The 24,992-nt window shown below is 61.5% G+C and carries 23 protein-coding genes; 18 read left to right on the top strand and 5 right to left on the bottom strand.

The window, feature by feature from the left end; all coding sequences use genetic code 11:
• The first annotated feature begins 13 nt into the window (after positions 1–13).
• From D3872_RS24055 to D3872_RS25400, 3 genes are all read left to right on the top strand, one after another.
• Complete coding sequence (locus D3872_RS24055) at positions 14–1,135, top strand: acetyl-CoA C-acyltransferase (protein ID WP_229459505.1); 1,122 nt, start codon at positions 14–16, stop codon at positions 1,133–1,135.
• Between the two features lie 156 nt (positions 1,136–1,291).
• Positions 1,292–2,071 carry an enoyl-CoA hydratase gene (locus D3872_RS24050; protein ID WP_119813131.1) on the top strand — a complete coding sequence of 260 codons (780 nt, stop codon included), beginning with the start codon at positions 1,292–1,294 and terminating at the stop codon, positions 2,069–2,071.
• Positions 2,072–2,775: 704 nt separating this feature from the next.
• A complete protein-coding gene (locus tag D3872_RS25400) occupies positions 2,776–2,997 on the top strand; it encodes a hypothetical protein (protein WP_147373994.1) in 222 nt (73 codons plus the stop codon).
• Between the two features lie 754 nt (positions 2,998–3,751).
• Here the strand turns inward: D3872_RS25400 and D3872_RS24045 are convergent.
• The 3 genes from D3872_RS24045 to D3872_RS24035 form a co-directional block, all read right to left on the bottom strand.
• A complete protein-coding gene (locus D3872_RS24045; RefSeq protein ID WP_119809002.1) occupies positions 3,752–4,933 on the bottom strand; it encodes an IS91 family transposase in 1,182 nt (393 codons plus the stop codon).
• Positions 4,934–4,941: 8 nt separating this feature from the next.
• Complete coding sequence (locus D3872_RS24040) at positions 4,942–5,808, bottom strand: tyrosine-type recombinase/integrase (protein WP_119809001.1); 867 nt, start codon at positions 5,806–5,808, stop codon at positions 4,942–4,944.
• A gap of 286 nt (positions 5,809–6,094) precedes the next feature.
• Positions 6,095–7,855: a serine hydrolase gene (locus D3872_RS24035; protein WP_119813130.1), complete on the bottom strand. Its 1,761-nt coding sequence runs from the start codon at positions 7,853–7,855 to the stop codon at positions 6,095–6,097.
• A gap of 500 nt (positions 7,856–8,355) precedes the next feature.
• Between D3872_RS24035 and D3872_RS24030 the strand changes: the two genes are divergently transcribed.
• Positions 8,356–9,554, top strand: a protein-coding gene (locus D3872_RS24030; protein WP_119813129.1) for an IS3 family transposase whose coding sequence is annotated in 2 segments (ribosomal slippage) — positions 8,356–8,641 and positions 8,641–9,554 — 1,200 coding nt in all. Because the reading frame shifts where the segments join, the coding sequence is not laid out codon by codon here.
• A gap of 111 nt (positions 9,555–9,665) precedes the next feature.
• On the opposite strand, the gene D3872_RS24025 is transcribed toward D3872_RS24030, so the two are convergent.
• The gene (locus D3872_RS24025) at positions 9,666–10,133 is read right to left on the bottom strand and encodes a hypothetical protein (protein WP_147373993.1); all 468 of its coding nucleotides are present in this window, start codon (positions 10,131–10,133) and stop codon (positions 9,666–9,668) included.
• 168 nt (positions 10,134–10,301) lie between these two features.
• On the opposite strand from D3872_RS24025, the gene tnpC reads away from it, so the two are divergent.
• The 3 genes from tnpC to D3872_RS24005 all read left to right on the top strand — a co-directional run bounded on the left by tnpC (position 10,302) and on the right by D3872_RS24005 (position 13,978).
• On the top strand, positions 10,302–12,005 hold the full coding sequence (tnpC, locus tag D3872_RS24020) for an IS66 family transposase (protein ID WP_229459504.1): 1,704 nt from the start codon (positions 10,302–10,304) through the stop codon (positions 12,003–12,005).
• 113 nt (positions 12,006–12,118) lie between these two features.
• Positions 12,119–12,928: a hypothetical protein gene (locus D3872_RS24010; protein WP_119813126.1), complete on the top strand. Its 810-nt coding sequence runs from the start codon at positions 12,119–12,121 to the stop codon at positions 12,926–12,928.
• Between the two features lie 72 nt (positions 12,929–13,000).
• Positions 13,001–13,978 carry a hypothetical protein gene (locus D3872_RS24005; RefSeq protein ID WP_182915923.1) on the top strand — a complete coding sequence of 326 codons (978 nt, stop codon included), beginning with the start codon at positions 13,001–13,003 and terminating at the stop codon, positions 13,976–13,978.
• Between the two features lie 412 nt (positions 13,979–14,390).
• On the opposite strand, the gene paaX is transcribed toward D3872_RS24005, so the two are convergent.
• The gene (gene paaX / locus D3872_RS24000) at positions 14,391–15,317 is read right to left on the bottom strand and encodes a phenylacetic acid degradation operon negative regulatory protein PaaX (RefSeq protein WP_119813124.1); all 927 of its coding nucleotides are present in this window, start codon (positions 15,315–15,317) and stop codon (positions 14,391–14,393) included.
• A gap of 200 nt (positions 15,318–15,517) precedes the next feature.
• Here paaX and paaA point away from each other — a divergent pair, with 200 nt between their 5' ends.
• The 11 genes from paaA to D3872_RS23945 form a co-directional block, all read left to right on the top strand.
• Complete coding sequence (paaA, locus tag D3872_RS23995) at positions 15,518–16,504, top strand: 1,2-phenylacetyl-CoA epoxidase subunit PaaA (protein WP_119813123.1); 987 nt, start codon at positions 15,518–15,520, stop codon at positions 16,502–16,504.
• A gap of 31 nt (positions 16,505–16,535) precedes the next feature.
• Positions 16,536–16,820, top strand: a complete 285-nt coding sequence (gene paaB, locus D3872_RS23990; RefSeq protein WP_119813122.1) for a 1,2-phenylacetyl-CoA epoxidase subunit PaaB — start codon at positions 16,536–16,538, stop codon at positions 16,818–16,820.
• 8 nt (positions 16,821–16,828) lie between these two features.
• Complete coding sequence (gene paaC / locus D3872_RS23985; protein WP_119813121.1) at positions 16,829–17,581, top strand: 1,2-phenylacetyl-CoA epoxidase subunit PaaC; 753 nt, start codon at positions 16,829–16,831, stop codon at positions 17,579–17,581.
• A complete protein-coding gene (gene paaD, locus D3872_RS23980) occupies positions 17,581–18,102 on the top strand; it encodes a 1,2-phenylacetyl-CoA epoxidase subunit PaaD (protein WP_119813141.1) in 522 nt (173 codons plus the stop codon). The genes paaC and paaD overlap by 1 nt, the downstream gene beginning before the upstream one ends.
• A gap of 9 nt (positions 18,103–18,111) precedes the next feature.
• Complete coding sequence (gene paaE, locus D3872_RS23975; protein WP_119813120.1) at positions 18,112–19,188, top strand: 1,2-phenylacetyl-CoA epoxidase subunit PaaE; 1,077 nt, start codon at positions 18,112–18,114, stop codon at positions 19,186–19,188.
• A 25-nt stretch (positions 19,189–19,213) separates the two neighbouring features.
• On the top strand, positions 19,214–20,005 hold the full coding sequence (gene paaG, locus D3872_RS23970; protein WP_119813119.1) for a 2-(1,2-epoxy-1,2-dihydrophenyl)acetyl-CoA isomerase PaaG: 792 nt from the start codon (positions 19,214–19,216) through the stop codon (positions 20,003–20,005).
• On the top strand, positions 20,002–21,564 hold the full coding sequence (paaH, locus tag D3872_RS23965; protein ID WP_119813118.1) for a 3-hydroxyacyl-CoA dehydrogenase PaaH: 1,563 nt from the start codon (positions 20,002–20,004) through the stop codon (positions 21,562–21,564). Before paaG ends, paaH begins: the two co-directional genes overlap by 4 nt.
• The gene (paaI, locus tag D3872_RS23960) at positions 21,557–22,006 is read left to right on the top strand and encodes a hydroxyphenylacetyl-CoA thioesterase PaaI (RefSeq protein WP_119813117.1); all 450 of its coding nucleotides are present in this window, start codon (positions 21,557–21,559) and stop codon (positions 22,004–22,006) included. Before paaH ends, paaI begins: the two co-directional genes overlap by 8 nt.
• Positions 22,007–22,026: 20 nt before the next feature.
• The gene (gene paaK / locus D3872_RS23955) at positions 22,027–23,340 is read left to right on the top strand and encodes a phenylacetate--CoA ligase PaaK (protein WP_119813116.1); all 1,314 of its coding nucleotides are present in this window, start codon (positions 22,027–22,029) and stop codon (positions 23,338–23,340) included.
• Positions 23,341–23,356: 16 nt separating this feature from the next.
• Complete coding sequence (gene pcaF / locus D3872_RS23950) at positions 23,357–24,571, top strand: 3-oxoadipyl-CoA thiolase (protein ID WP_119813115.1); 1,215 nt, start codon at positions 23,357–23,359, stop codon at positions 24,569–24,571.
• Between the two features lie 130 nt (positions 24,572–24,701).
• On the top strand, positions 24,702–24,992 hold a 291-nt coding region (locus D3872_RS23945), incomplete at its 3' end, for an ABC transporter substrate-binding protein (protein WP_147373991.1).

The following is a 24,992-nucleotide window of genomic DNA, read 5'->3' as shown; positions in this document are numbered from 1 at the left end:
AGGCGCGCGCGGCATGTTCAACAAGGACCGCCCGGACGACCTGCTGGTGCACGCGATCCGCGGCGCGATGGCGCCTGCCCAACCTCGACCCGGCGCTGAATCATCGACGCATCGTCGGCTTGCTCGTTCCCGAAAGCGGAGCAGGGCTTCAACGCTGGCGCGTAACGCCGTGTGCTGCTGGCCTGCGAACACCGTGGGCGGCGTCACCGTCAACCGCTACTGCGCTTCGGGCATCACCGCGCTGGCGATGGCGGCGGACCGCATCCGCGTCGGCGAAGCCGACGTGATGATCGCCGGCGGCGTCGAATCGATGTCGATGGTGCCGATGATGGGCCACCACCCATCGATCAACATGGACACCTTCAAGGACGAAAACGTGGGCCTCGCCTACGGCATGGGCCTGACCGCCGAAAAAGTGGCGCAGCAGTGGAAAGTGTCGCGCGAAGACCAGGACGCATTCGGTCTCGAATCGCACCGCCGCGCCATCGCCGCGCAGCAGGCCGGCCTGTTCAAGGACGAGATCACCCCGGTCGAAATCACCACCCGCACGCCGGACCTGGCCAGCGGCGAGATCAAGGTCGGCAAGCGCACCGTGGACCTGGACGAAGGCCCGCGCTCGGACGCCAGCATGGAATCGATGGGCAAGCTGAAGCCGGTATTCGCAGCCAAGGGCAGCGTCACCGCCGCGACTTCGTCGCAAATGTCCGACGGCGCGGGCGCGCTGATCGTCGTCAGCGAAAAGATCCTGCGCGAACACAACCTGACCCCGCTGGCGAAGTTCTCGTCGTTCGCGGTGCGTGGCGTGCCGCCGGAGATCATGGGCATCGGTCCGAAGTTCGCGATTCCTGCGGCGCTGGCGGCAGCCGGCATCACCCAGGACCAGCTGGACTGGATCGAGCTGAACGAAGCGTTCGCAGCGCAGGCGCTTGCTGTTATCCGCGATTTGAACCTCGACACCAGCAAGGTCAACCCGATGGGCGGCGCGATCGCGCTGGGCCACCCGCTGGGCGCGACCGGTGCGATCCGCGCCGCGACCGTCGTACACGCACTGCGCCGCAACAGCCTGAAGTACGGCATGGTGACGATGTGCGTCGGCGCCGGCATGGGCGCGGCAGGCATCATCGAACGCGTTTAAATGTTCGTTTAGAATAGGAGTGAAGAAGGGCGCTGAGCGTAGAAACTCGGCGCCCTTGTCTTATCCGATACAGCTAAATCCGCCGTCCCCGTGAAAACGGGGACCCATACTGAGCAAGCGCCGCACAAGCGCAGAGAACACCAGGGACAAGAATCAATGGACATCCTCACCACCAAAGCCGACGGCATCCTGACCATCGAATTCAACCGCGCCGAGCGCAAGAACGCGATCACCGCGACGATGTACCAGACGATGGCCGACGCCATCAACGAAGCCGAAACCGACAGCGCCATCCGCGCCATCCTGATCACCGGCAAGCCGGAGATTTTCACGGCCGGTAACGACCTGCCCGACTTCCTGATGAATTCCCGGCCGGTCGAAGGCGTGCCAATGGAAGCGCGCCCGGTATTCCAGTTCATGCGCGCCCTGTCCGGCAGCACCAAGCCGGTCGTGGCGGCGGTTTCGGGCGCGGCAGTCGGCATCGGCACTACGATGCTGATGCACTGCGACCTGGTCTACGCGGCCGACAACGCCAAGTTCTCGATGCCTTTCGCGCAGCTTGGCCTGTGCCCCGAATTCGCATCCAGCCTGCTGTTCCAGAAAGTGGCCGGCTACGCGCGTGCCGCCGAAAAGCTGCTGCTGGGCGAAGCCTTCCTGGCGCAGGAAGCGCTGGGACTGGGCCTCGTGTCCAAAGTGCTGCCGTCGGCAGAACTGCTGCCGTTCGCACAAGGCCAGGCCGCCAAGCTGGCCGCACTGCCTGCCGCATCGGTGCGCGCCACCAAGGCCCTGATGAAGCGTTCGCGTACCCCGGCGATCAACGACGCCATGGACGCGGAGAACAAGCTGTTCAGCGCAATGCTGCTGGCGCCGGAGGCAAAGGAAGCGATGACGGCGTTCATGGAAAAGCGCAAGCCGGACTTTTCAAAGTTTGCCTAAGCTGTACGCTATGCCAAGGTAGTGTTCGTTGAGTGTCACAAAAGATGAGATTTTTGTCGTATAAGTCGAGATTTTTTCCGGATAAGATGAGATTTTTTTAACCATACTGCAAGATTGAGCTCTCGTCCGTGCAACCACGCCATCGCAGCGACCGTTCAATCGATCTTCAGGTGGCTGGCGTAGGGACCGCTGGAATTTTCCGGTTTTAGTCGCCGGCGATGAAGCGCTTTGTGAAACGTTACGCTACTCCCGAGCAGCTTAGTCTGTTGGCAGCGCGTGACACACAGGCGCTGGCGCCAGATTCGGACGAGAGATGATTAAGACCCGGAAGGAAGAACCAGCTGCAATGAGCAATTCGAGGCCACGCAAACATCATTGCCTGCCCAGTCGTTGACTGTCACAGAAATCGGGATTTTTCTCGCATAAGTCGGGATTTTTTTCGCATAAGTTGAACAGAAATTGCTCTTTCGAAACTTTTCCATTGTTGTTAAATATAGTGCTGAAGGGTGATTCGCGCCACTTACCACGCCTGAAGTGTCTTTTTCAACACCATCTCACGGCGGCGCCAGCGCGGTACCGGCCGGTGATCAGCTGCAGGTCGACGTGGGCGCCAGCGGCCCCGGCCAGTGATTTCACCCGCAATTTAGCGCGCCTTGGCTGACATGGGTTCCCGTGTCGTTGGACGCGCATTGCAAGGAAAATTGATGCCAAACCAAGTAGATATGAATGCGGCCTTGGAAAGCTTCCAAGCGGCCTACAGTAAGCGGTACATCATTCCGGTTCAATGTCAGCTGCATAATGATCTTTGGGTGCTGAAAGACGATGCTAATGGCGATACTCGTTGGACGTTTGCGCAGATTGAAGCATCGGGAGCCGTATGCGCAATTGTTTCGGTTCTTACGGCTGAGCCGTACGAAGGGCGTTGAGTGTCACAAAAGATGAGATTTTTGTCGTATAAGTCGAGATTTTTTCCGATGAGATTTTTAACCATACTGCAAAATTGAGCTCTCGTCCGTGCAACCACGCCATCGCAGCGCCCGTTCAACCGATCTTCAGGTGGGTGGCGTAGGGACCGCTGGAATTTTCCGGTTTTAGTCGCCGGCGATGAAGCGCTTTGTGAATCGTTACGCTACTCCCGAGGCTTAGTCTGTTGGCAGCGCGCGACCACAGGCGCTGGCGCCAGATTCGGACGAGAGATGATTAAGACCCGGAAGGAAGAACCAGCCTGTTCTGGCATCAATTCAGGAGCCCTAAGTCAATAAAGCCTGGATGAAGGAACGCCGTCTGATCGGCATCAGGTCATCAAAGCCATGTCCGGTTTCGTTAAGGGTTGTCCGATGTCGGCCGCTTCCACAGACCTGAATTGATGCGCGCAAGCGTTCCCGGCCGGCGTTGGGCAAGCCCCGAAGGAGGAAACCGCGGGAAGTTTAGTTGTCGTCAGCCTTTGTCATAGGCTATGGCGATTTGACCGGCGCCGTTGGCTGGGAAGGTGCCAGTTGGAGCGGGCGAGTTGGCATCGATGGCGTATATAAGACCTGAAACGGTCACGGGGGGCGTCGCCTGTTCGGTGGTTAATCGATTGAAATTGAGACGCTGCGGCAGGACAGGCAAAGGAGCTCCGCATCGGTTTTGGCCGACGGTCGACGCGCTTGTGGCGCAAGCCTATGTTGTCGTTGTCGCTCATGGAGGTGCTCCCTGGTGCCGTGCTGGTGCCTGAATTGCTTTGATCGGCAAGAAGATGGCGGTGATCGCCATCGGCGCGCCGCAGTGCCGGCAAATGAACATCGTCGAATTGCGCTCGACAGGCTGTGTGTCGACGGCGGGCGCCGGGACGCGCAGTAATGCGCGCGCCCTGGCCAGGTTGGCCTTGCGTCCCGCGTTGGCGAACAGCCCGTAGTGCCGGATCCGGTGGAAGCCGCTGGGCAGGACATGCAGCAGGAACCGGCGCATGAACTCGTCGGCGCCGAGCGTCATCGTCTTGTGCATCTGATCCTTGGCACGGTAGTCCTTCCAACGAAATGTCACGCCGCGCTCGTCCATGGCGACAAGCCGCCGGTTCGAGATTGCGACTCGATGCGTGTAGCGGGACAGGTAGGCCAGCACCGCCTCGGGCCCGGCGAACGGACGTTTGGCGTAGACCACCCACTCGCAACGCCGCAGCGGCGCCATCCAGCGCGCGAAGGCGGTCGGTTCCGTCAGTGCCGCATGCTCGCCGAGGAAACGTAACTGGCCGGCGCGATGGGCCGCGCCCAGCGCTTCGAGGAAGCGCCGCCGGAACAAGCGCGAGAGCACGCGCACCGGCAGGAAGAATCCCCGCCTGCAGGCGACCCAGCGCTCGCCGTCCTGCGACAGGCCGCCGCCGGGGACGATGCCGTGCACATGGGGATGGTGGGTCAGCGCCGAACCCCACGTGTGCAGCACCAGTGTGGCGCCGATGCGCGCGCCCAGGTGCTTGGGATCTGCGGCGATGGTACACAGCGTCTGCGCCGCGAGCTCGAACAGCAGTCGGTAGAGTACGCTTTTGTTGTGCCAGGCGAGCGCGGCGACCGTCGCCGGCAGGGTGAAGACGACATGATAGTACTCGACCGGCAGCAATTCGTTGCGGCGCGCTTCAAGCCAGCGGCGCGCGGCGCCGGCCTGGCACTTCGGGCAGTGGCGATTGCGGCAGGAGTTGTAGGCGATGTCGACGTGTTCGCAGGTGTCGCAGCGCAGCGCGTGCCCGCCCAGCGCCGCGCTGCGACACTGCTCGATGGCCGACATGACCTTGAGCTGGCCCAGGCTCAGGTGTCCGCGTTGGGCTTGTCGCCAGGCCGGACCGTGGGCGCGGAAGATGTCCGCGACCTCCAGGTCGGGGTGCTCCATGGCGCCCCCTATGCCGGCTGCAAGGTGTCGAGCGGGCTGATTACTTCGCGCAATAGATCGGTGGCGACCTGGGCGTACAGCGCGGTCGTGTCGAGCCGCTTGTGGCCGAGCAGGGTCTGGATCACCCGGATGTCGACCTTCTGCTCCAGCAGATGGGTGGCGAAGCTGTGGCGCAAGATGTGCATGGACACGCGCTTGTCGATGCGCGCCAGGTCGGCGGCGGCGTGGATGGCGCGGTTCAGCTGCCGTACGCCGAGCGGGTCGACGGGATTCTGTCCGGGGAACAACCAGCCGCCGTGCAGGATCTTGCCTTCGGCACGTGCCGTCCTCCACCAGGCACGCAGGCAGTCGAGCAGCGCCGGCGACAGCATGGCGTACCGGTCCTTGTGCCCCTTGCCTTGTTCCACGCGCAAGACCATGCGCCCGCTGTCGACATCGGTCACCTTGAGCCCGACCACTTCGCTTGCGCGCAGGCCGGCGCCGTAGGCGACCGACAATGCCGCCCGGTACTTGGGACTGCACGCCGAGGCGATCAGGCGCGCGGCTTCGTCCCGACTGAGCACTTGGGGAAGTTTGCGGGGAACCGGTACGGGATGCATCCTGGCCATCAGTTCGGGATGGTGGACGGTGACTTCGAAAAAGAACTTCAATCCGGTGATCGTCACGTTCAGGGCGTTCGACGTGAAGCCTTGTTCGACCAGGTGCAATTGGAACAAGCGCAGATCCTCGCTCGTGGCGGTGTCGGGCGGGCGGCCCAGGAAGGCGGCCAGCCGCCGCACGTGCAGCAGGTAGGCCGATTGGGTCTTGGGTGCGAGCTTGCGCATCCGCATGTCGTCGATCATGCGTTGGCGCAGCGGGGTGATGGCTTGAGTCATGATGCTGCTCCTGTTGGAATGAGGCCGATTGCCTCATTAACCAACATAGGAAACAGTTTAGAATTGCATCAGAAACCCCTGTCGACGACGACCCGCCGGCAGCGCCGAAGCCCAACTACCGCGCGAGCGGTTTAGTCCTTCGGCCAGGAGCGGACGCTCGACGACTGTCGTGTACGACAGCCCCCCGTCCCCGCACTAGCGTGCCGTACTGTTCATGGAAGAAGATGTGCTTCATGCCGAGCAGCTCTCGTCCAAAGCCAGTTGGCCGCCGGAATTGCGGCGTTTCCTACTTCAAGAAAACACCCATCGTCGCGGTGGCACGCGAGCCCGGCGCTACGATGGCGACCTTGGTAAATTGCAGGTCGCGCACGCGCCCGTTAGTGACCGTGAAACCGTTACAGCCGCCTTGCAGGCACTGGTACTTGATCTCGATAATCGGGAACTCGGCCGCAAATGCACCTTTGCCTTTGAAATCAAGCTCGACCGTACCGCGTGGATAGGTCAGCATGAGCTTGCCGTCCTTACGGAAGACCGTATAGAGCACGTGCAGCTCGTCGCTGTAGAACTCGCCGACGAACTCCTTCAGCTCGCTTTCCGACGGTGCAGGTTTCTCGCTGCGGACGCCAGGCTGGTCTTGTCCATTCTGATGCAGCACGACACCAGCTACGATGCCGTCCTTATCCGGCGCATCGAAGGTCAACTGTGCATCCACCACTTTGTAGAAGAACTCTCGCTCGCCAGAAGCGAATACCGGGAATTTCTCCTGCCCGGTAGCCTGTGCCATCAAGCGTCCGCCTTCCTTGGTGAACATGAAGCCGAATTCCGGCGACAGTGCGTAGTAGCCCACCAGCGCATCGAGGCGTGCCGGGTCGAGCGCGATTTCGGCCGCAGCGCTCGTCGTAGTAGCCGGTTTCACAGCAGGTGCGGATTTTGGTCCGAGCTCGCGATCCAAGTAAATATCGGCAATCCTGCGCGCCATTATGCTCGGATTGATGTCGGCCGAATTGGCCAGCACGGCCACCGAGAAACGCTGCTCGGGAAAACGCGACAGCTGGGCACGGTAACCGCCAATCCCGCCGGAATGCTCGACGAGCTTCGTTCCCCGGTACGTCTCGACGAACAGTCCTGAGGCGTAATTGATGGGTTTGCCACTATTCAGCACGCCGGTCGCTTGAATCTGTGCGATCAACTCCGTGCCGCCGACGCGCGCATCGTAGAAGTTGCGATCCCACAGCGCTAGATCCTCGACCGTCGTCATCAGCCCCCCCGGCCCGGCCGTGGACGCGCCTACCGCTATGTATTTGTAGATGCCGTGGTGCGCGGGCTGATACGACAGCGCGCGGCCCGGCACCAGGGTCCCATAGTCCTGCTGGAAGAATGTGTGCTTCATGCCGAGGGGATCGAAGATGCGTTCCTTGGCGAATGCAGCAAGCGGCTTGCCCGCCACGCGCTGTACGACCGCCGCCAGCAGTGTGTAGCCCGTGTTGCTGTACAGGTGTTCCTGCCCTGGCGAAAAGTTCAGCACGCGCTGGCGCTGGATGATGCTGAGCACGTCGTCCTGGGTGATGACGTCGTCGATACGCCAGCCGCCCAGGATCATCAGATTGATTTCGTCCCGCAGGCCGCTGGTGTGTTGCAGCAGGTGGCGGATGGTGATCGTCTTGCCGAAGTTCGGAACGTCCGGCAGGTGCTTGCGAACGTCGTCGTCAAGCGACAGCTTGCCTTCCTGCGCGAGCAGGTGAATGGCGAACGCTGTGAACTGCTTCGACATCGATCCGACGTTGAGTACGGTCGCCGGCGACATTGGCGCGCCACGCTCGATGTCCGCCATGCCGTAGCCTTTCCGGAACAGCACCCGGCCGTCGCGAATCACCGCGACTACGCAACCGGGCATACCGGGCTTGTTCCATTTGGCGAACAGGCCATCGACATGCTGTTCCGGCGATAGAGCTACTGCCGATGCCGCCGCCGCGGGTTCGTCCGCCCAACCGGCCATGGGGAGAGTGGCCAGCAGCATCGCCAGCAGTGCGGGGGGAAGGCATTTCATGGTGTCGTCTCGTCCAAGGTAAATCCGGGCAGAGAACTCCACAGGGTATTCCCAGTCTCCGGCTAACGAGACTATATATCAGTGATGGTGCTAGGAAATACACCCTTTCTCACTGGATTGCGATAAAACATTGTGGCGTAAAGACATTCAGTGTCAGCATTACCGCCAAGTTACACTTCGACAAATCCGCTGAGGGACGGTTGCGGTCGGTCACAGGACGGCAGCAACCGACCGAGGCTGTGCAAAACGCGCAGCCGGCGCGTTTTCAGGGGTCGGTTTACCATTACCGACACTGCAAAAACGCCGTAGCGGCCGTTTTGGAAGGCCGAGTTCAACAGCGGCAGCATCTGGCCAGTGTTTTTACACAGCCTGGGCCAGAAGCCGTCACTCGATCTTCGCGGTAAGCTCATTCACAACCTGCTCAATGTATAGTGGATCCACAATTTGAGACAGTGACTACGGGGTAGTTTAAGCTGTCGTCCTCGAAAGGATGGCAGCAAATGGGTGAAGCAAAGAAACGCAAGGTGCATACGGCCGAATTCAAGGCGAAGGTAGGCCTGGAAGCGGTGCGCGGGGTGAAGACGATCACGGAGATCGCACAAACGTACGGCGTGCATCCGCAGCTGGTCGGACAATGGAAGAAGGAGATTTTGGAATCTGCCGGCGCTCTGTTCGAGACCAAGCGGGGCCCCAAACCGACCGAGGACAAGAGCGGCGAGGATCGGCTGTACGGCGAGATCGGCCGGCTGAAGATGGAGAATGACTGGCTTAAAAAAAAGTTGGGGGAGTGAGCCTTGATGCCAGGATGGGCTGGGTCGACGGCGCCGATGAGCTACCCCTGAGCCGGCAATGCGAACTGGCGGAAGTGCCGCGCGCGACGGTGTACCGGCGGCTCGCCGCCAAGGTGCCGGAAGATGCAGGCGCGGAGGACTTGCTGCTGTGCCGGCTGATCGACGAGGAATATACGAACAGGCCGTTCTATGGCAGCCGGCGCATGGTGGTGTTTTTGCGCGCAGCGGGCCACGTAGTCAACCGTAAGCGGGTACAGCGCCTGATGCGCAGCATGGGACTGGCGGGCATGGCGCCCGGACCGAACACCAGCAAGGCACATCCTCGGCACAAGGTCTACCCGTACCTGCTGCGGGGTGTACCGGTCACGCGGCCGAACCAGGTGTGGAGCACGGACATAACCTATCTAAGGCTGGCGCGCGGCTTCGCCTACCTGGTGGCCGTGATTGACTGGTACAGCCGCAAAGTGCTGTCCTGGCGGCTCAGCAACAGCATGGACGCTTCGTTCTGCGTGGACTGCCTGGAGGACGCCCTGCGCGAGCATGGCAGGCCCGAGGTGTTCAATAGCGACCAGGGCTCGCAGTTCACGAGCGCGGCCTTCACGGACGTGCTCAAGCGCGAAGGCGTGGCCATCAGCATGGATGGACGCGGACGGGCCTTGGACAACATTTTCGTCGAGCGCTTGTGGCGCAACGTGAAGCACGAGGATGTGTACTTGAAGGGCTATGCCAACATGGCAGAGCTGATGGTGGGACTGGCGCAATACTTCGCGTTCTACAACGCCGAGCGACCGCACCAGTCCCTTGCCTACAAGACGCCGGCCAACGTCTATCGCAGTGGAATCGGCGGCGGAGCGCTGATCGTCGACAAGTACGGCAGCGCTGAAGTGGCGGCGCCCGAAACGGCGTGACTGCAGCAGGCCCTGCCGGCGGCGGCCCCTGGAGGATGAAGCCCTCCAGCGGCAAGGAAGTAGGATCACGGGGCAGCGCCGACCAGCTGCAGCGGTGGAAACGGACACAGCTTAAACTCGCTGAAAGATTGTCTTGACCGATGGGTCCACTTTAATGGTGCTGTCCCACTCGTCGGGATTCTTCTGACGAACCGGTTGCACCGTCGGATACCACGGACACACCTGATTGCCGGCTTTCCAATGGAGATATGGCTCATTCTTTAGAAGCACCCAGCTTGGGACGCCAAGAGCTCCAGCAACATGAATAACGGTTGTGCTGATGCTCACGACGTAATCCAGGGTTGCAACTTGGGCTGCAACGGTGTCCAAATCGCTCCACGTATCGATGTTCTGATCCTGATAAATTTCGACGCCGTATTTCCATCGAATAAAGTTGATGTCGTCCTGAGTCTCTCCGTGCTGCAGAGAGACGAAACGCACGCGCCCCCTTAGCTCGCCGAAAAATTTGGCCCACACCACATTTTTCAGGTCGCAGCTTTTACCTTTTCCGCCACCCTCGCTGCGCCAGGCTAATCCCACAAGCGGCAGCGACCCGCTTCGATAACGAGCCGCTAAAGTTTCCCGAGCGGACCCCGTCTCTAAATAAGTTGCAAATTCACCGGAGATAGTCCATTTGTAACTATTCAGCCTGAATGAACACGGCAATGAGCAGTTGTAAACTATTGGCTATTGCCGCATCATGTCGGCATGCCACCGAAACCGCCTCGTCCCGACCTCACGCAGCTGTCCGATACCGACAAGGATCGTCTCATCGACGTGCTCTTTGCACGCATGGATGCGCTTGAGGCAAAGCTGGGAATGAACAGCCAGAATTCGAGCAAGCCACCATCCTCGGATGGACTGGCCAAGAAGCAGAAGACTAGCTCGTTGCGCGGCAAGTCTGGCAAGGCGGTTGGCGGCCAACCGGGCCATAAAGGCAGTACACTCAAGCGGGTGGCCGAGCCCACCAGTACGAAGGATTATCCGCCGCCGTCGCATTGCAACCGCTGCCACAGTGCGCTGGCGCTCGAACAGGCGCAGGTGCTGGAGCGCCGCCAGGTATTCGATGTGCCTGCGATGAGCTTCGAGGTGGTGGAACACCGTGTCTACACGGTGGTCTGCGCCTGCGGTCAGCGGCACGACAGCGTATTCCCGGCTGCGGTCGGCGACCTTGCGCAATACGGCCCGAACGTGCGCGCACTGGGCGTGCATCTGACCCAGGGCCAGATGCTGCCATATGCCCGCGCCGCCGAGTTGATTGGCGAGATGACGGGCTTGTCTGTGTCGCCAGCAACCCTGCTTGCCTGGGTTGGCGAAGCGAGCCTGGCCCTGCAGGGTACAGCCGACCTGATAGCGCGGCAATTGCACCACGCGCCAGTGCTGTGCGCCGACGAATCGGGCTTGCGCGTGGATGGCAAACTGCACTGGATGCATGTGGCGGCCACGGCGGAACTGACCTGGTATGGCATGCACGCAAAGCGCGGCCTGGATGCCATCGTCGCGCATGGCATTCTCCCCAAACGCATCGGCGTTCTGGTGCATGATTGCTGGGCCCCTTACTGGAAACTCGACGATGGCCTGCATGCCTTGTGCAATGCCCATCTCCTTCGAGAACTGGTGTATGCGCAGGAAGTGACTGGCCAGCAATGGCCGACCGCCATGACGGAACTGCTGCTCAACGCCCAACGACTGAGCGCGGCGGCGCGACAGCAGGGCCGGCCATTTGATGCCGATGCCATCGCCGCCTTCACCATCGTCTACAACGACATCGTGCGCCAAGGGGAGCAATTGAACCCTCCCCAACTCAAACCAGACGGATCATCCGGTCGCTGCAAGCAATCCGACGCCTATAACTTGCTGCGCCGCTTCCGGCTGCACGCCGATGCTATCTTGCGCTTCATCGCCGATCCGACCGTCCCGTTCTCCAACAATATTGCCGAGCGGGCCGTCCGCATGCCCAAGGTCAAACAAAAATATCGGGATGCTTCCGCACCATTGCCGGCGCCGACAATTTCTGCATCATTCGCTCCTGCCTCGACACGCTACGCAAACAGGGGCACAGCATGCTGGAAGTGCTACGCCGCGCATTTACTGGCGATCCGATCATGCCAGCTGCGTAGCGGCCGAACAGTTAACAATCGCATTCAATACCATGGCCCGAAGCGCAAACTGACCGTCGCCCAGAAGAGGGAGAAGGCACAGTTCATGACTATCTTCATCAACGGAAAACAAAGGCGGGTACGTCGTCCGGTCCTGATCGATGGCCTGGATCCCGATGAGTTCTACTTGCGAAATGCCGATTCGATCGCGCTGCATCAAGACGGCCTGTGGGAATGCATAGCTGAGGCCGAACAAGGCGACATCGCGTTCACCGATGCGGATGACGCGGATTGCTTTGGCCATTCAGGCTGAACAGTTACCTACTATCTTCAACTGTATATGTAGAAGCAAGTACGCTAGGGCCAAATGCTAGTCTTCAGCGTGGGCAAGCAATTGAGTCCCCGTTAAAAAAATACAATCTAATAATGCAAACAGATGGAAGTTTGGTGATGTATAGGCAGGATGGTACAAAACGTTACGGAATGGCGAAGAACGGAAACATTGCGATAATGCAAGGTGACGGGAATTTCGTCCAATACAGCAATTCTTGGCACCCGCTGTGGAATACAGAAACAGGGGGTAATCCAAACGCCTACCTTCACATTCAAGATGACGGAAATCTAGTTGTCTATGGACCAACGGGAATCCCACTTTGGAATATCGGTGCTGAGTCGACTGCCAATGATCCGACCCAAATTGGCGATGTCGTGGGACGCGACCTTGATGTTGCTGGACTGGGTTGGCTGGGTCACATTGCAATATGGGACTCGGAGCAAGTTATTGAAGCCAACTCGGGAAGCTACAATGCTATTCGTCTTCGGAGCCTTAATCAGTATAAGTCCGAGTCCCCATACTGGGGTAAAGCAACTTGGAAACTCCCAAATGAGCTTACAGAACCCTATTGCTACTACAGCTTTTGCCCAGACTTCGGCGGGACTCAAGCGCTGTGGGCTCGCTTGGCGGCCGTTCGCCGAGCAATGCAGATTTATCAAATTGGCTCAGATTATACGACAACTATATTCACGGTGCCGGCGACCGCTCAAACCGAACGCGTTCCAGCACGACGCGGATCGTATCGATGCGATACCTTTGTTCTTGCAGCCTTGCAAGCTAGCACGCGTTATCAACAGCCATTTAGCGCTGCGGCCCTTGAGTGGTATTATCGCTACGAATCTCTTGACGATAACGGAATAACTCCACGGCTCATCTTTGATAAATTGCGAACATTTCAGTAATCGGTGATTTCTAATATAGAGTTTTGAAAGGTATATATGATTTCGTTACGATATGGAGTGACAGTCGCGGCCATGTTTTTATTTTCCGTGGTGGCTGCCGCCGAAACCGGCAAGTTGGTGAGTGGCGCCAGCAAGGCGTCGGTGCTAGACAGCTCGCTTCAGGGCTATATGGCACATCGAGGTACAAGACTTGGCCGCGAGTTACTGGAAAAGAGCCAGTCCCAAGAGCTCCAGGCGACCGAAGCAAACATCGACTTTGTGCGAGAGGCGCTGGCAGGGAAGTCAACGCCAGAAGAACGAATTCTTCTTGTTCGTGCTTTGGGGAAATTATTTGATCGGCGGGATCCTGTCGGAAGGAACGCACAAATACGTAAAGATCTTAAGGGCTATGTGTACTCCGGTGAGCGTGAAACAGCGCGCGCAGCCACCTTCGCAATTTCACGAATCGGTGGAGAAGGCGAGCTTAAGCAAATTCTGCTTCATGCAAAGTCGAATAAGATACTTGATAACGATGAGTACGCTGGTGAGATTGCACATAATCTCCGATTTGCCGCGATTTCGCATCAAGCAGACCTTCTTCGACTGCTCGAAGAATCTCGTAGTTCTTATGCGGTAGATATATTGACCGCGGATCTCAAAAGCGCGACATTTGTCAACCAGTACCCTTTGGAAAGTCGAAAGAAATTGCTTTCGGTTATCGAGCGTAATGAGCCTAGCTTTACATCTGCGATCGGCGCATTTGGCTACATTAACGCGATCAGATATGCAACCTGGCTTCATGCGTTTGCCCTGGTCAACGAGTCCCTTAGTCGAGGGGAGTATGCCGAAACCGTCCTTAGGGAATTAAACAAGCCCAAAACCGATCCACGAAAGCTGATCGGTTACTTGACATCACCAGAGGCCGACAAGTTCTTGCTGGAAGTAAGTAAGGCCAATCTCTCTCCTGCCCTAACTCGAATCGCCCACTACGCTGATTCATTGCCGCAAAACCAAACGATTCAGGACTTTGCCGCCTTAGTCCGAATTCGTACAGCGGCGATGCGTCAGTAGCAGAGTACGCCAGGGCCAGCTCCGTGTAACAAAATCCGGCGCTCGCGCTTACTCGAGTTCGACAGTTGAACCCGTAAGTTATTGTTTTCATGGAGGCGAGCACGAAACGCTCCGCCACAAAGGGGGCGATTGTGTTCAGACTCAGTTTGCGGTAGTCTACGCGGACGGGCATGTCGGACCGTACTCCGTTGATCGATGAAGTCCGATGGCAGGTTGCGCGCAGTCTAAACTGAAACGATTATGTTGAAATCGGCGGAAGTTTGATAGCGCGCGTTCCGGCGCAGCACCCTAGCCCGAATGTTTCATGGACTGACGTTGCCCACACTCGTCGCGCGCCCATTCCGGTGAGGAAATCCAGGCTATGTGCGGACGGGTGCGCGCTAATCAATTGGCAGTTTCAGCGTTGAAAGCACTATCCGCGCGGCAGTCCGCCGAAGCGCTGGTAGAACGATTCCGCCGCCGGCGCCGCATCCGCATCCTCGCGCTGAAGCGTCGCCATGATGTAGCCTTCGGCCGCGCGGCAGGTCGCCAGGTACAGCGCGCGCGCCACCTCGTACGCCTCGACGCCGGGCCAGGGCTGCGGCAGCAGCTCCACCGGCAGCATCGGATCGTGCAGCTGCACGCGGCGATAGGCGTGGATCAGCAGCGTGCGGATCACGAACGCCTGCTCGGGTTCCACTCGTTCGCCCAGCAGCGACTGCAGTGGCGCGAACTCCTCGATGAAGTTGCGGTAGCCGGCGGCGACGTCCGACAGGTCCCACGCCTCATCCACCAGCTCGCGCAGCGGACGCGAACCGACGTCCGGCATCGCGCCCGCGCTGAACACGTACACCGTGTCACGCACCCCGGCGCGTCCCAGGATTTCGTCCAGCACTGCCGCGTCACCGGCCGGATGCGCGAACGCGCCCGGGCTGATCATCGCGTAGCCTTCCCACAGCAGCTGCTTGCGCAGCGACGCGCGGTTCGGCGCATCCAGGCCGTCAGGTCCCGTCATCAGCAGCGTCCATTTGCCGTCCCAGTTCACCGTTGGCACATCGTAGATGCGGCGGTAGGCGCGCTCGAAGCGCGGCAGCGCCTCCGGCAGGATCGCATACGAGCTGCGGCGCCCGTCGCGGTTGGCCACCAGCCAACCCTCCTGCGCCAGCCGGAACACGCTGGTGCGAAGGGCGCGGTCGTTCACCCCGAACGGGGCCAGGAATTCGATCAGGCTGCCGAGCCAGATGGCGCCGCCGTGCGGCACGATGCTGTCGCCGAAAATCGTCATCACGAGCGACTTCGAGCGCGGCGGGTCGCTGGCTAGGAAGTGGCTGATCCATTCTGTGCTGGTCAATTGTTTCATAGGGGCATGGTCTGGCGCGTGGCGGGCGATTGTCAAGCAAAAACGGGAGTTTACTTTGCTCGCGGACAGGCGCACGATTAATTTTTTACTATCGAGCTTCGCGAATGGATACATATTTTTAATGCGACACAAAAAAACTGTGTACTTCTGATTTTTTGTATCGTATTATCGTTTCACAGTCTAAGTGATGGAGAACGACCATGTATGCACAGATGGTAGAAACCGGCCTCAAGAAGGTCCAGACGGACGCCGACATGAGTGCGGAAGAGCTCGCATTCCAGCAGCGCATCGACGAAGGCATCAAGATCGAGGCGAAGGACTGGATGCCGGAGGCTTACCGCAAGACGCTGATCCGCCAGATTTCGCAGCACGCGCATTCGGAAATCGTCGGCCAGCTGCCTGAAGGCAACTGGGTCACCCGCGCGCCTACGCTGAAACGCAAATCGATCCTGCTGGCCAAGATCCAGGACGAAGCAGGCCACGGCCTGTACCTCTACAGCGCCGCCGAAACGCTGGGCGTCTCGCGCGACGAACTGCTGGCCGCCCTCCACTCGGGCAAGGCCAAATATTCGAGCATCTTCAATTACCCGACCCTGTCGTGGGCCGACATGGGCGCGATCGGCTGGCTGGTCGACGGCTCGGCCATCATCAACCAGATCCCGCTGTGCCGCTGCTCCTACGGTCCGTACTCGCGCGCGATGATCCGCGTCTGCAAGGAAGAATCCTTCCACGCGCGCCAGGGCTACGACATCATGATGAGCCTCGCCAAAGGCACGCCCGAACAAAAGGCGATGGCGCAGGATGCGCTCAACCGCTGGTGGTGGCCTTCGCTGATGATGTTCGGCCCGTCCGACGCCGAATCGGTCAACAGCGCGCAGTCGTCCAAGTGGCGCATCAAGCTGTTCTCCAACGACGAACTGCGCCAGCGCATGGTCGACCAGACCGTGCCGCAGGCCGAATTCCTGGGCCTGACGGTTCCCGACCCCGACCTGAAGTTCAACGCCGACAGCGGCCACTACGAGTTCGGTGAAATCGACTGGAGCGAGTTCCACAACGTCCTGAAGGGTAACGGCCCTTGCAACAAGGAGCGCCTGGCGACCCGCGTCAACGCGTGGAACGACGGCGAGTGGTTCCGCGACGCGCTGGTCGCACACGCAGAGAAAAAAGCCGCACGCGCCGCTGCCTAAGCGGCTCCCCAATTCATACCTGGAGCATCGAATGAGCAAAGAATGGCCACTGTGGGAAGTCTTCATCCGCAGCCAGCACGGACTGGCCCACAAACACGTGGGCAGCCTGCACGCACCTGACGCCGAAATGGCCGTCAACAACGCGCGCGACGTCTACACCCGCCGCAACGAAGGCGTCTCGATCTGGGTCGTGCGCGCCGCCGACATCGTCGCCAGCAGCCCTGGCGACAAATCGGCGCTGTTCGAGCCGTCCAACAGCAAAGTCTACCGCCACCCGACCTTCTTCCCGATGCCGGAAGAAGTCAAGAACCTGTGAGCCGCCCCGTGGACGCCAAACTCGAATACGTCCTGCGCCAGGGCGACAACGCCCTGGTCCTGTCGCAGCAGCTGTCCAAGTTGTGCGGCAAGGGGCCGGCGCTGGAAGAAGACATGGCGCTGGCGAACGTCGCGCTCGACCTGCTCGGCCAGACCCGCATGTGGCTGTCCTATGCGGCCGAACTCGAAGGCAAAGGCAAGACCGAAGACGACCTTGCCTACCTGCGCGACGCGAACGACATGCGCTGCTGCCTGATCGTCGAACAGCCTAACGGTAACTACGGCGACACCCTGATGCGCCAGTTCCTGTTCGATACCTGGCACTACTTCCTGATGCAGGGCCTGGCCAAATCCACCGACCCGCGCATCGCGGAGATCGCGGAGAAGTCGATCAAGGAAGTTACCTACCACCTGCGCCGCAGCGGCGACCTGGTGGTGCGCCTCGGCGACGGCACGCAGCAAAGCCACGACCGCATGCAGGCCGCGCTTGACGCGCTGTGGCCGTACAGCGGCGAGATGTTCATCTACGACGCCGCCGACAAGCAGATGGTGGAGCAGGGCGTGGCGCCCGCGGTCGAAGGCCTGCGCGCAGACTTCCTCGAGCACGTTGGCGAAATCCTGGCAGAAGCCACGCTGCAGATGCCGCCTGCCGACGCATGGATGCACCAGGGCGGCAAGAAAGGCCGCCACAGCGAGCACCTGGGCTACCTGCTGGCGGAAATGCAGTTCCTGCAGCGCGCCTATCCCGGAGCCGAATGGTGATGGACGTTCGGCAACCAGTCGGTACCGAGCAGGTATGGGCCTGGCTCGGCGAGGTTTCCGACCCCGAGATCCCGGTGATCTCGGTGGTGGACCTCGGCATCGTGCGCAAGGTCGAATGGAACGGTGACGAATGCGTCGTCACCATCACGCCCACCTATTCGGGCTGCCCCGCGATGGCCGTCATCGCGGAAGCGGTCATCGATGCGCTGCGCGATCACGGCGTCGGCAAGGTAAAGCTGGTCAGCCAGCTGTCGCCGGCCTGGACCACCGACTGGATGAGCGAAGCGGGGAAGATTGCGCTGAAGGGCTACGGCATCGCACCGCCGGCCCAGCAGGTCATCGACATCAGCGGGCTGACCACCGGCGTTAAACGCCGCGTGGTGCCGGAGCTGACGGTCACCTGCCCGAACTGCGGATCGACCCGCACGCAGCTCACCAGCCAGTTCGGGTCGACGCCGTGCAAGGCCTTATACAAATGCCTGGACTGCCTCGAACCCTTTGATTATTTCAAGTGCCACTAAGGCCGATACATGAGCAAATTCTACCCACTGCGCGTCGCAGGCGTGCGTAACGAAACGCGCGACACCATCGCCGTCACTTTCGATGTGCCGGCAGAACTGGCCGACAGCTTCAAGTACCAGCAGGGCCAGCACCTGACCCTGCGCGCGACGATCGGCGGCGAGGATGTGCGCCGTTCCTACTCGATCTGCTCCGCGGTGCAGGACAACCTGCTGCGCGTCGCCATCAAGAAAACCTCTGGCGGCATGTTCTCCACCTGGGCCAACGAAAGCCTGAAGCCGGGCGACGTGCTGGAAGTGATGCCGCCGATGGGCCACTTCAACGTGCAGCTCGCGCCCGGAAATGCGAAGCACTACGTGGCCTTCGCGGCAGGCAGCGGCATCACGCCCATCCTGTCGATCATCAAGACCACGCTCAATGAGGAACCGAACAGCCTGTTCACCCTGTTCTATGGTAATCGCGCCTCCTCCACCGTCATCTTCAAGGAAGAACTGACGGACCTTAAGGACACCCACATGCAGCGCCTTAACCTGGCCTACGTGATGAGCCGCGAGCAGCAGGACATCGAACTGTTCAACGGCCGCATCACGAAGGAAAAGGTCGAGCACCTGCTGCAGCACTGGATCAGCATCGACGACATCGACGTCGCCTTCATTTGCGGTCCGGAAGACATGATGCTGGGCGTGTCCGCCGCGCTGCAGGAAGCCGGCCTGCCGAAGCAGAGCATCAAGATCGAGCTGTTCGCGGCCAGCATCCCGAAGCACGAGCACAAGCCGCGCGCCTTCGATCCGGCCGTTGCGCACGATACCGAAGTCACCGTCATCATGGACGGCAGCCACACCACCTTCACGATGGAGAAGGACAAGGAATCCATCCTCGACGCGGGCCTGCGCCACGGGATCGACATGCGCTACTCCTGCAAGGGCGGCGTGTGCTCCACCTGCCGCTGCAAGCTTCTGGACGGCAAGGTGGACATGGACGTCAACTACGCGCTGGAAGACTACGAGATCGCGCGCGGCTTCGTGCTGTCCTGCCAGAGCTTCCCGGTGACGGACAAGGTGGTGGTCGACTTCGACCAGGCGGAATAAGCAAACAAAAACAGACGGAGACTCCATGAACTACGAAAACATCAAGTTCCAGGTCCAGGACGGCATCGCGGTACTGACGCTGAACCGCCCGGACAAGCTCAATAGCTTCACCCAGGCGATGCACCTCGAAGTGCGCAGCGCGCTGGAGGCCGTACAGGCCGACAAGAGCGTGCGCGTGCTGGTGCTGACCGGCGCCGGCCGCGGTTTCTGCGCCGGCCAGGACCTGGGCGACCGCGCGGTGGAACCGGGTGCCAAGGGCGTGGACCTTGGTGAATCCGTCGAGAAGTTCTACGCCCCCCTGATCAACACCCTGCGCTCCTTGCCGATGCCTGTCATCTGCGCGGTCAACGGTGTGGCCGCCGGCGCTGGCGCCAACATCGCGCTGGCCTGCGACATCGTGCTGGCCGCGAAATCGGCCAGCTTCGTCGAAGCCTTCTGCAAACTGGGCCTGATCCCGGACAGCGGCGGTACCTGGCACCTGCCGCGCCTGATCGGCCACGCACGCGCCACCGGCCTTGCCATGCTGGGCGAAAAACTGCCGGCCGAAACCGCCGAACAATGGGGCCTGATCTGGAAGTGCGTGCCCGACGCCGCGCTGATGGACGACGCCATGAGGATGGCCGAACACTTCGCCGTCGCCCCGACCAAGGGCCTGGCATTCACCAAGAAGGCGCTGCAGGCAAGCTATGCCAACACACTGCCCGAGCAGCTCAGGCTCGAAGGCGACATGATGCGCGAACTGGGTTACAGCCACGACTACGGCGAAGGCGTCGCCGCCTTCATGGAAAAGCGTCCAGCCCACTTCAAGGGAGAATGAACATGGCGCAGGCTCTCCCGCAAGGCAGCGTCGTCGCCGTCATCGGCAGCGGCGCCATGGGCACCGGTATCGCGCAGGTCGCAGCCGCCGCCGGCTACACCGTCAAGCTGTTCGACGCGCGCGCCGAAGCGGTGCAGGCGTCGATTGCCGGCATTTGCAATATGTACGGCAAGCTGGCTGAGAAAGGCAAGATGACCGGCGAGGAAGTGTCGGCCGCCAGCGGCCGCCTGTCCGCGGCAGGTTCGCTGTCCGACGTCGGCGACGCCGCCATCGTCATCGAGGCGATCGTCGAAAGCCTGGACGTCAAGCGCACCCTGTTCGCCGACCTCGAAGCCATCGTCGGCGACGACTGCATCCTGGCCACCAACACCTCGTCGATTTCGGTCACCGCGATCGCCGCGCGCCTGCGCCGTCCGCAGCGCCTGGTCGGCATGCACTTCTTTAACCCGGTGCCGCTGATGGCGCTGGTGGAAGTGATCAGCGGCCTGGCAACCAGCCGCGACGTGGCGGATACCGTCTACGCCACCGCCGCCGCATGGGGCAAGAAGCCGGTGCACGCCAAGTCGACCCCGGGCTTCATCGTCAACCGCGTGGCGCGTCCGTTCTACGCCGAAGGCCTGCGCCTGCTGCAGGAACAGGCCGCCGACCCGGCCACCCTGGACGCCGTGATGCGCGAAGCGGGCGGCTTTCGCATGGGCCCCTTCGAACTGATGGACCTGATCGGCCACGACGTCAACTTCTCGGTCACCCAATCCGTATTCCACGCCTACTTCAACGACCCGCGCTTCACGCCGTCGGTGCTGCAGCAGGAAATGGTCAATGCCGGCTTCCTGGGCCGCAAATCGGGCCGCGGCTTCTACGACTATTCCGCCGGCGCCGTCAAGCCGGCCGTCCATACCGAGCCGCGCCAGGAACGGCCGGACGCGGTCGGCATCAGCATCGAGCCGGGCGTGTCCGGCGCCGTGACCGAACCGCTCGAACAGCGCCTGCGCGCCAACGGCTACAGCGTCGCGCACCGCAAGCCGCTGCCGCATTCGGGCGAGAACGAGGCGCCTGGCTTCCACTGCAACGGCGCCGCGCTGTTCCTGACCGACGGCCGCAGCGCCACCGAGCGCGCCGCCGCCAACAAGCACCCGGACACGGTGCTGTACGACCTGGTGATCGACTACGCCAGCGCGAAACGCATCGCGCTGGCGCGCGCCGACCAGTGCAGCGACACCGCCTACAACGCGGTCGTCGGCATGTTCCAGGCCGCCGGCTTCGAGGTCACCCGCATCGACGACGTTCCGGGCATGGTGGTCATGCGCACCGTGGCGATGCTCGCCAATGAGGCGGCGGACGCCGTCAACCAGGGCGTATGCAGTGCCGAGGCGGTCGACATCGCCATGCAAAAAGGCGTCAACTATCCGCGCGGCCCGCTCGCGTGGGCCGACCAGGTCGGCGTGGCGCATGTGGCCACCGTTCTTTCCAACCTCGCAGCCAGCTATGGCGAAGACCGCTACCGCGTGTCGCCGCTGCTGCGCCGCAAACTGTCTTCCGGAGTACGTTTTCATGCATAAGGATATCCACGCGGACGCGCAGGCGCTGGCCGAACTGGCCGGCAAGTCGATGTACGACCGCGACACCACCAGCCAGGCGCTCGGCATGAAGCTCGACGAAATCCGTCCGGGCTACGCGCGCATGAGCATGCCCGTTCGCGCCGACATGCTGAACGGCCACCAGACCTGCCACGGCGGCTACATCTTCATGCTGGCCGACAGCGCGTTCGCCTTCGCCTGCAATTCGCACAACCAGAACACCGTGGGCGCAGGCTGCACCATCGACTACATCGCGCCAGGCCGCGAAGGCGATGTGCTGAGCGCAGAGGCGCTCGAGCAGGCGCTGACCGGCAAGACCGGCGTATACGACATCAAGGTAAGCAACCAGGATGGGCGCCTGATCGCGCTTTTTCGCGGCAAATCGCACCGCATCGGCGGCCACGTCGCCGAGCTTGCGGCATAAGTAAACAGAAGGAGACTAAGATGGTCCAACGCATTCCCGCGCCTGGCGACCTGGAGCCGATCGAGCGAGCCAGCCGCGACGAGCTGCAGGCGCTGCAACTCGAGCGCATGAAATGGTCGCTGAAGCACGCATACGACAACGTACCGCACTACAAGGCAGCCTTCGACGCCGCCGGCGTGCATCCGGATGACCTGAAGACGCTGGCCGACCTGGCGAAATTCCCCTTCACGGACAAGAAGACCCTGCGCGACAATTACCCGTTCGGCCTGTTTGCCGTACCGCGCGAGCAGGTGGTGCGCATCCACGCCTCGTCCGGCACCACCGGCAAGGCGACGGTGGTGGGCTACACGAAGAACGACATCGACACCTGGGCCAACGTGGTGGCGCGCTCGATCCGCGCCGCGGGCGGCCGCGCCGGCGACATCTGCCACATCTCCTACGGCTACGGCCTGTTTACCGGCGGCCTTGGCGCGCACTACGGCGCCGAGCGCCTGGGCTGCACCGTGATCCCGATGTCCGGCGGCCAGACCGAGAAGCAGGTACAGCTGATCTGCGACTTCAAGCCCGACATCATCATGGTCACGCCGTCGTACATGCTGAACATCATTGAGGAATTCCAGCGCCAGGGCATGGACCCGGCCGAGTCCTCGCTCAAGGTCGGCATCTTCGGCGCCGAGCCGTGGACCGACGCGATGCGCGCCGAGATCGAAGCGCGCGCCGGCATCGATGCGGTCGACATCTACGGCCTGTCCGAAGTGATGGGCCCGGGCGTGGCCAGCGAATGCATCGAAACCAAGGACGGCCCGGTCATCTGGGAAGACCACTTCTACCCGGAGGTCATCGACCCGGAAACCGGCGACGTGCTGCCGGACGGCTCGGAAGGCGAACTGGTATTCACCTCGCTGTCGAAGGAAGCGCTGCCGATCATCCGCTACCGCACGCGCGACCTTACGCGATTGCTGCCACCGACCTCGCGCTCGATGCGCCGCATCGGCAAGATCACCGGCCGTTCCGACGACATGTTGATCATCCGCGGCGTGAACGTGTTCCCGAGCCAGATCGAGGAACTGATCCTCAAGACGCCGGTGCTGGCGCCCCACTACCAGCTGCTGGTATCGCGCGATGGCCACCTCGACAAGCTCGAAGTGATCACCGAAATGCGCGACGCGTCGCAATCGGCGGAGCAGTGCGCTGCGCTGTGCCGCGACCTCGAACACCGCATCAAGACATTCGTGGGCGTTTCCACCCGCGTCACCGTGGCCCCGCCGAACGGCATCGAACGCACCACGACCGGCAAGGCGAAGCGCGTAATCGACAATCGCCCGAAAAGCTGACAACAGGAGCACTGACTTGAACAACCCTACAGACGCATTCATCTGCGACGCCATCCGCACCCCCTTCGGTCGCTACGGCGGCTCGCTGTCGACGGTGCGCGCCGACGACCTGGCGGCACTGCCGATCGCCGCGCTGATGGCCCGCAACCCCGGCGTGGACTGGACTGCCGTTGACGACCTGTTCTACGGCTGCGCCAACCAGGCCGGCGAAGACAACCGCAACGTGGCGCGCATGGCGGCGCTGCTGGCCGGCCTGCCGCCGGCGGTCCCGGGCAGCACCATCAACCGCCTGTGCGGCTCCAGCCTTGACGCGGTAGGCACCGCAGCGCGCGCCATCCGTGCCGGCGAAGCGAACCTGATCATCGCGGGCGGTGTCGAGCACATGACGCGCGCGCCTTTCGTGATGGGCAAGGCCGACAGCGCGTTCTCGCGCAGCGCCAAAATCGAAGACACCACCATGGGCTGGCGCTTCGTCAATCCTCTGATGAAGGCGAAGTACGGCATCGATTCGATGCCCGCGACGGCGGAAAACGTGGCGAAGGAATTCGGCGTCAGCCGCGCCGACCAGGATGCGTTCGCGTTGCGCAGCCAGCAGCGCTGGGCCAGGGCCAATGCGGCCGGCGTGTTCAAGGAAGAGATCGTGCCGGTCACGATCCCGATGAAGAAGGGCGAGTCCCGCGTGTTCGACACCGACGAACATCCGCGCAGCGACACCAGCATCGAGATGCTGGCCAAGCTGAAGGGTGTCGTGACGCCGGATGGCACGGTCACCGCCGGCAATGCGTCCGGCATCAACGACGGCGCCTGCGCGCTGCTGATCGCCTCGGGCGACGCGGCCGCGCGCTTCGGCTTGAAGCCGCGCGCGCGCATCCTCGGCATGGCGTTGGCGGGCCTCGATCCGCGTATCATGGGCTTCGGCCCGTCGCCCGCGACGAAGAAGGTGCTGGCGATGACCGGGCTGACGATCGGGCAGATGGACGTGATCGAGCTGAACGAAGCGTTCGCGGCACAGGGCCTGGCGGTAACGCGCGACCTTGGGCTGCCGGACGACGCGGAGCACGTGAATCCGAACGGGGGCGCGATTGCGATCGGCCACCCGCTGGGTGCATCGGGCGCGAGGCTGGTGACCGCAGCCGTGAACCACCTGCACCGCACCGGTGGCCGCTACGCGCTGTGCACGATGTGCATCGGCGTCGGCCAGGGCATCGCATTGGTAGTCGAACGAGTATAAGAACGCAAAATCAAAACGGCGGATGCACTTTGTTTATCCGCCCTACGCTGACCACAGGGACGTAGGGCGGATAAGCGGAACGCGCATCCGCCGAAGCACAGCAGCCATCACAACAACATCGGAGACAACCATGTTCAAGAAAACCACACTGTTCGTATCACTCGCCTTCGCGGCAGCATCGTCCTTCGCTGCCGACACCATCAAGATCGGCTCCGTGCTGTCGGTCTCCGGCCCCGCCGCCTTCCTGGGCGACCCGGAGCTGAAGACCCTGCAGCTCTACGTCGAAAAAATCAACGCCGGCGGCGGCGTCCTCGGCAAGAAGCTCGAACTGGTCCACTACGACGACGGCAGCGACGCCGCCAAGGCCAACAGCTTCACCAAGCGCCTGATCGAATCCGACAAGGTCCACGTGCTGATCGGC

Source organism: Massilia cavernae, from assembly GCF_003590855.1.
Classification (GTDB): Bacteria; Pseudomonadota; Gammaproteobacteria; order Burkholderiales; family Burkholderiaceae_D; genus Telluria_A; species Telluria_A cavernae.
The sequence above is the reverse complement of the archived record's forward strand: the minus strand, read 5'-3'. Positions and strand labels throughout refer to the sequence as shown.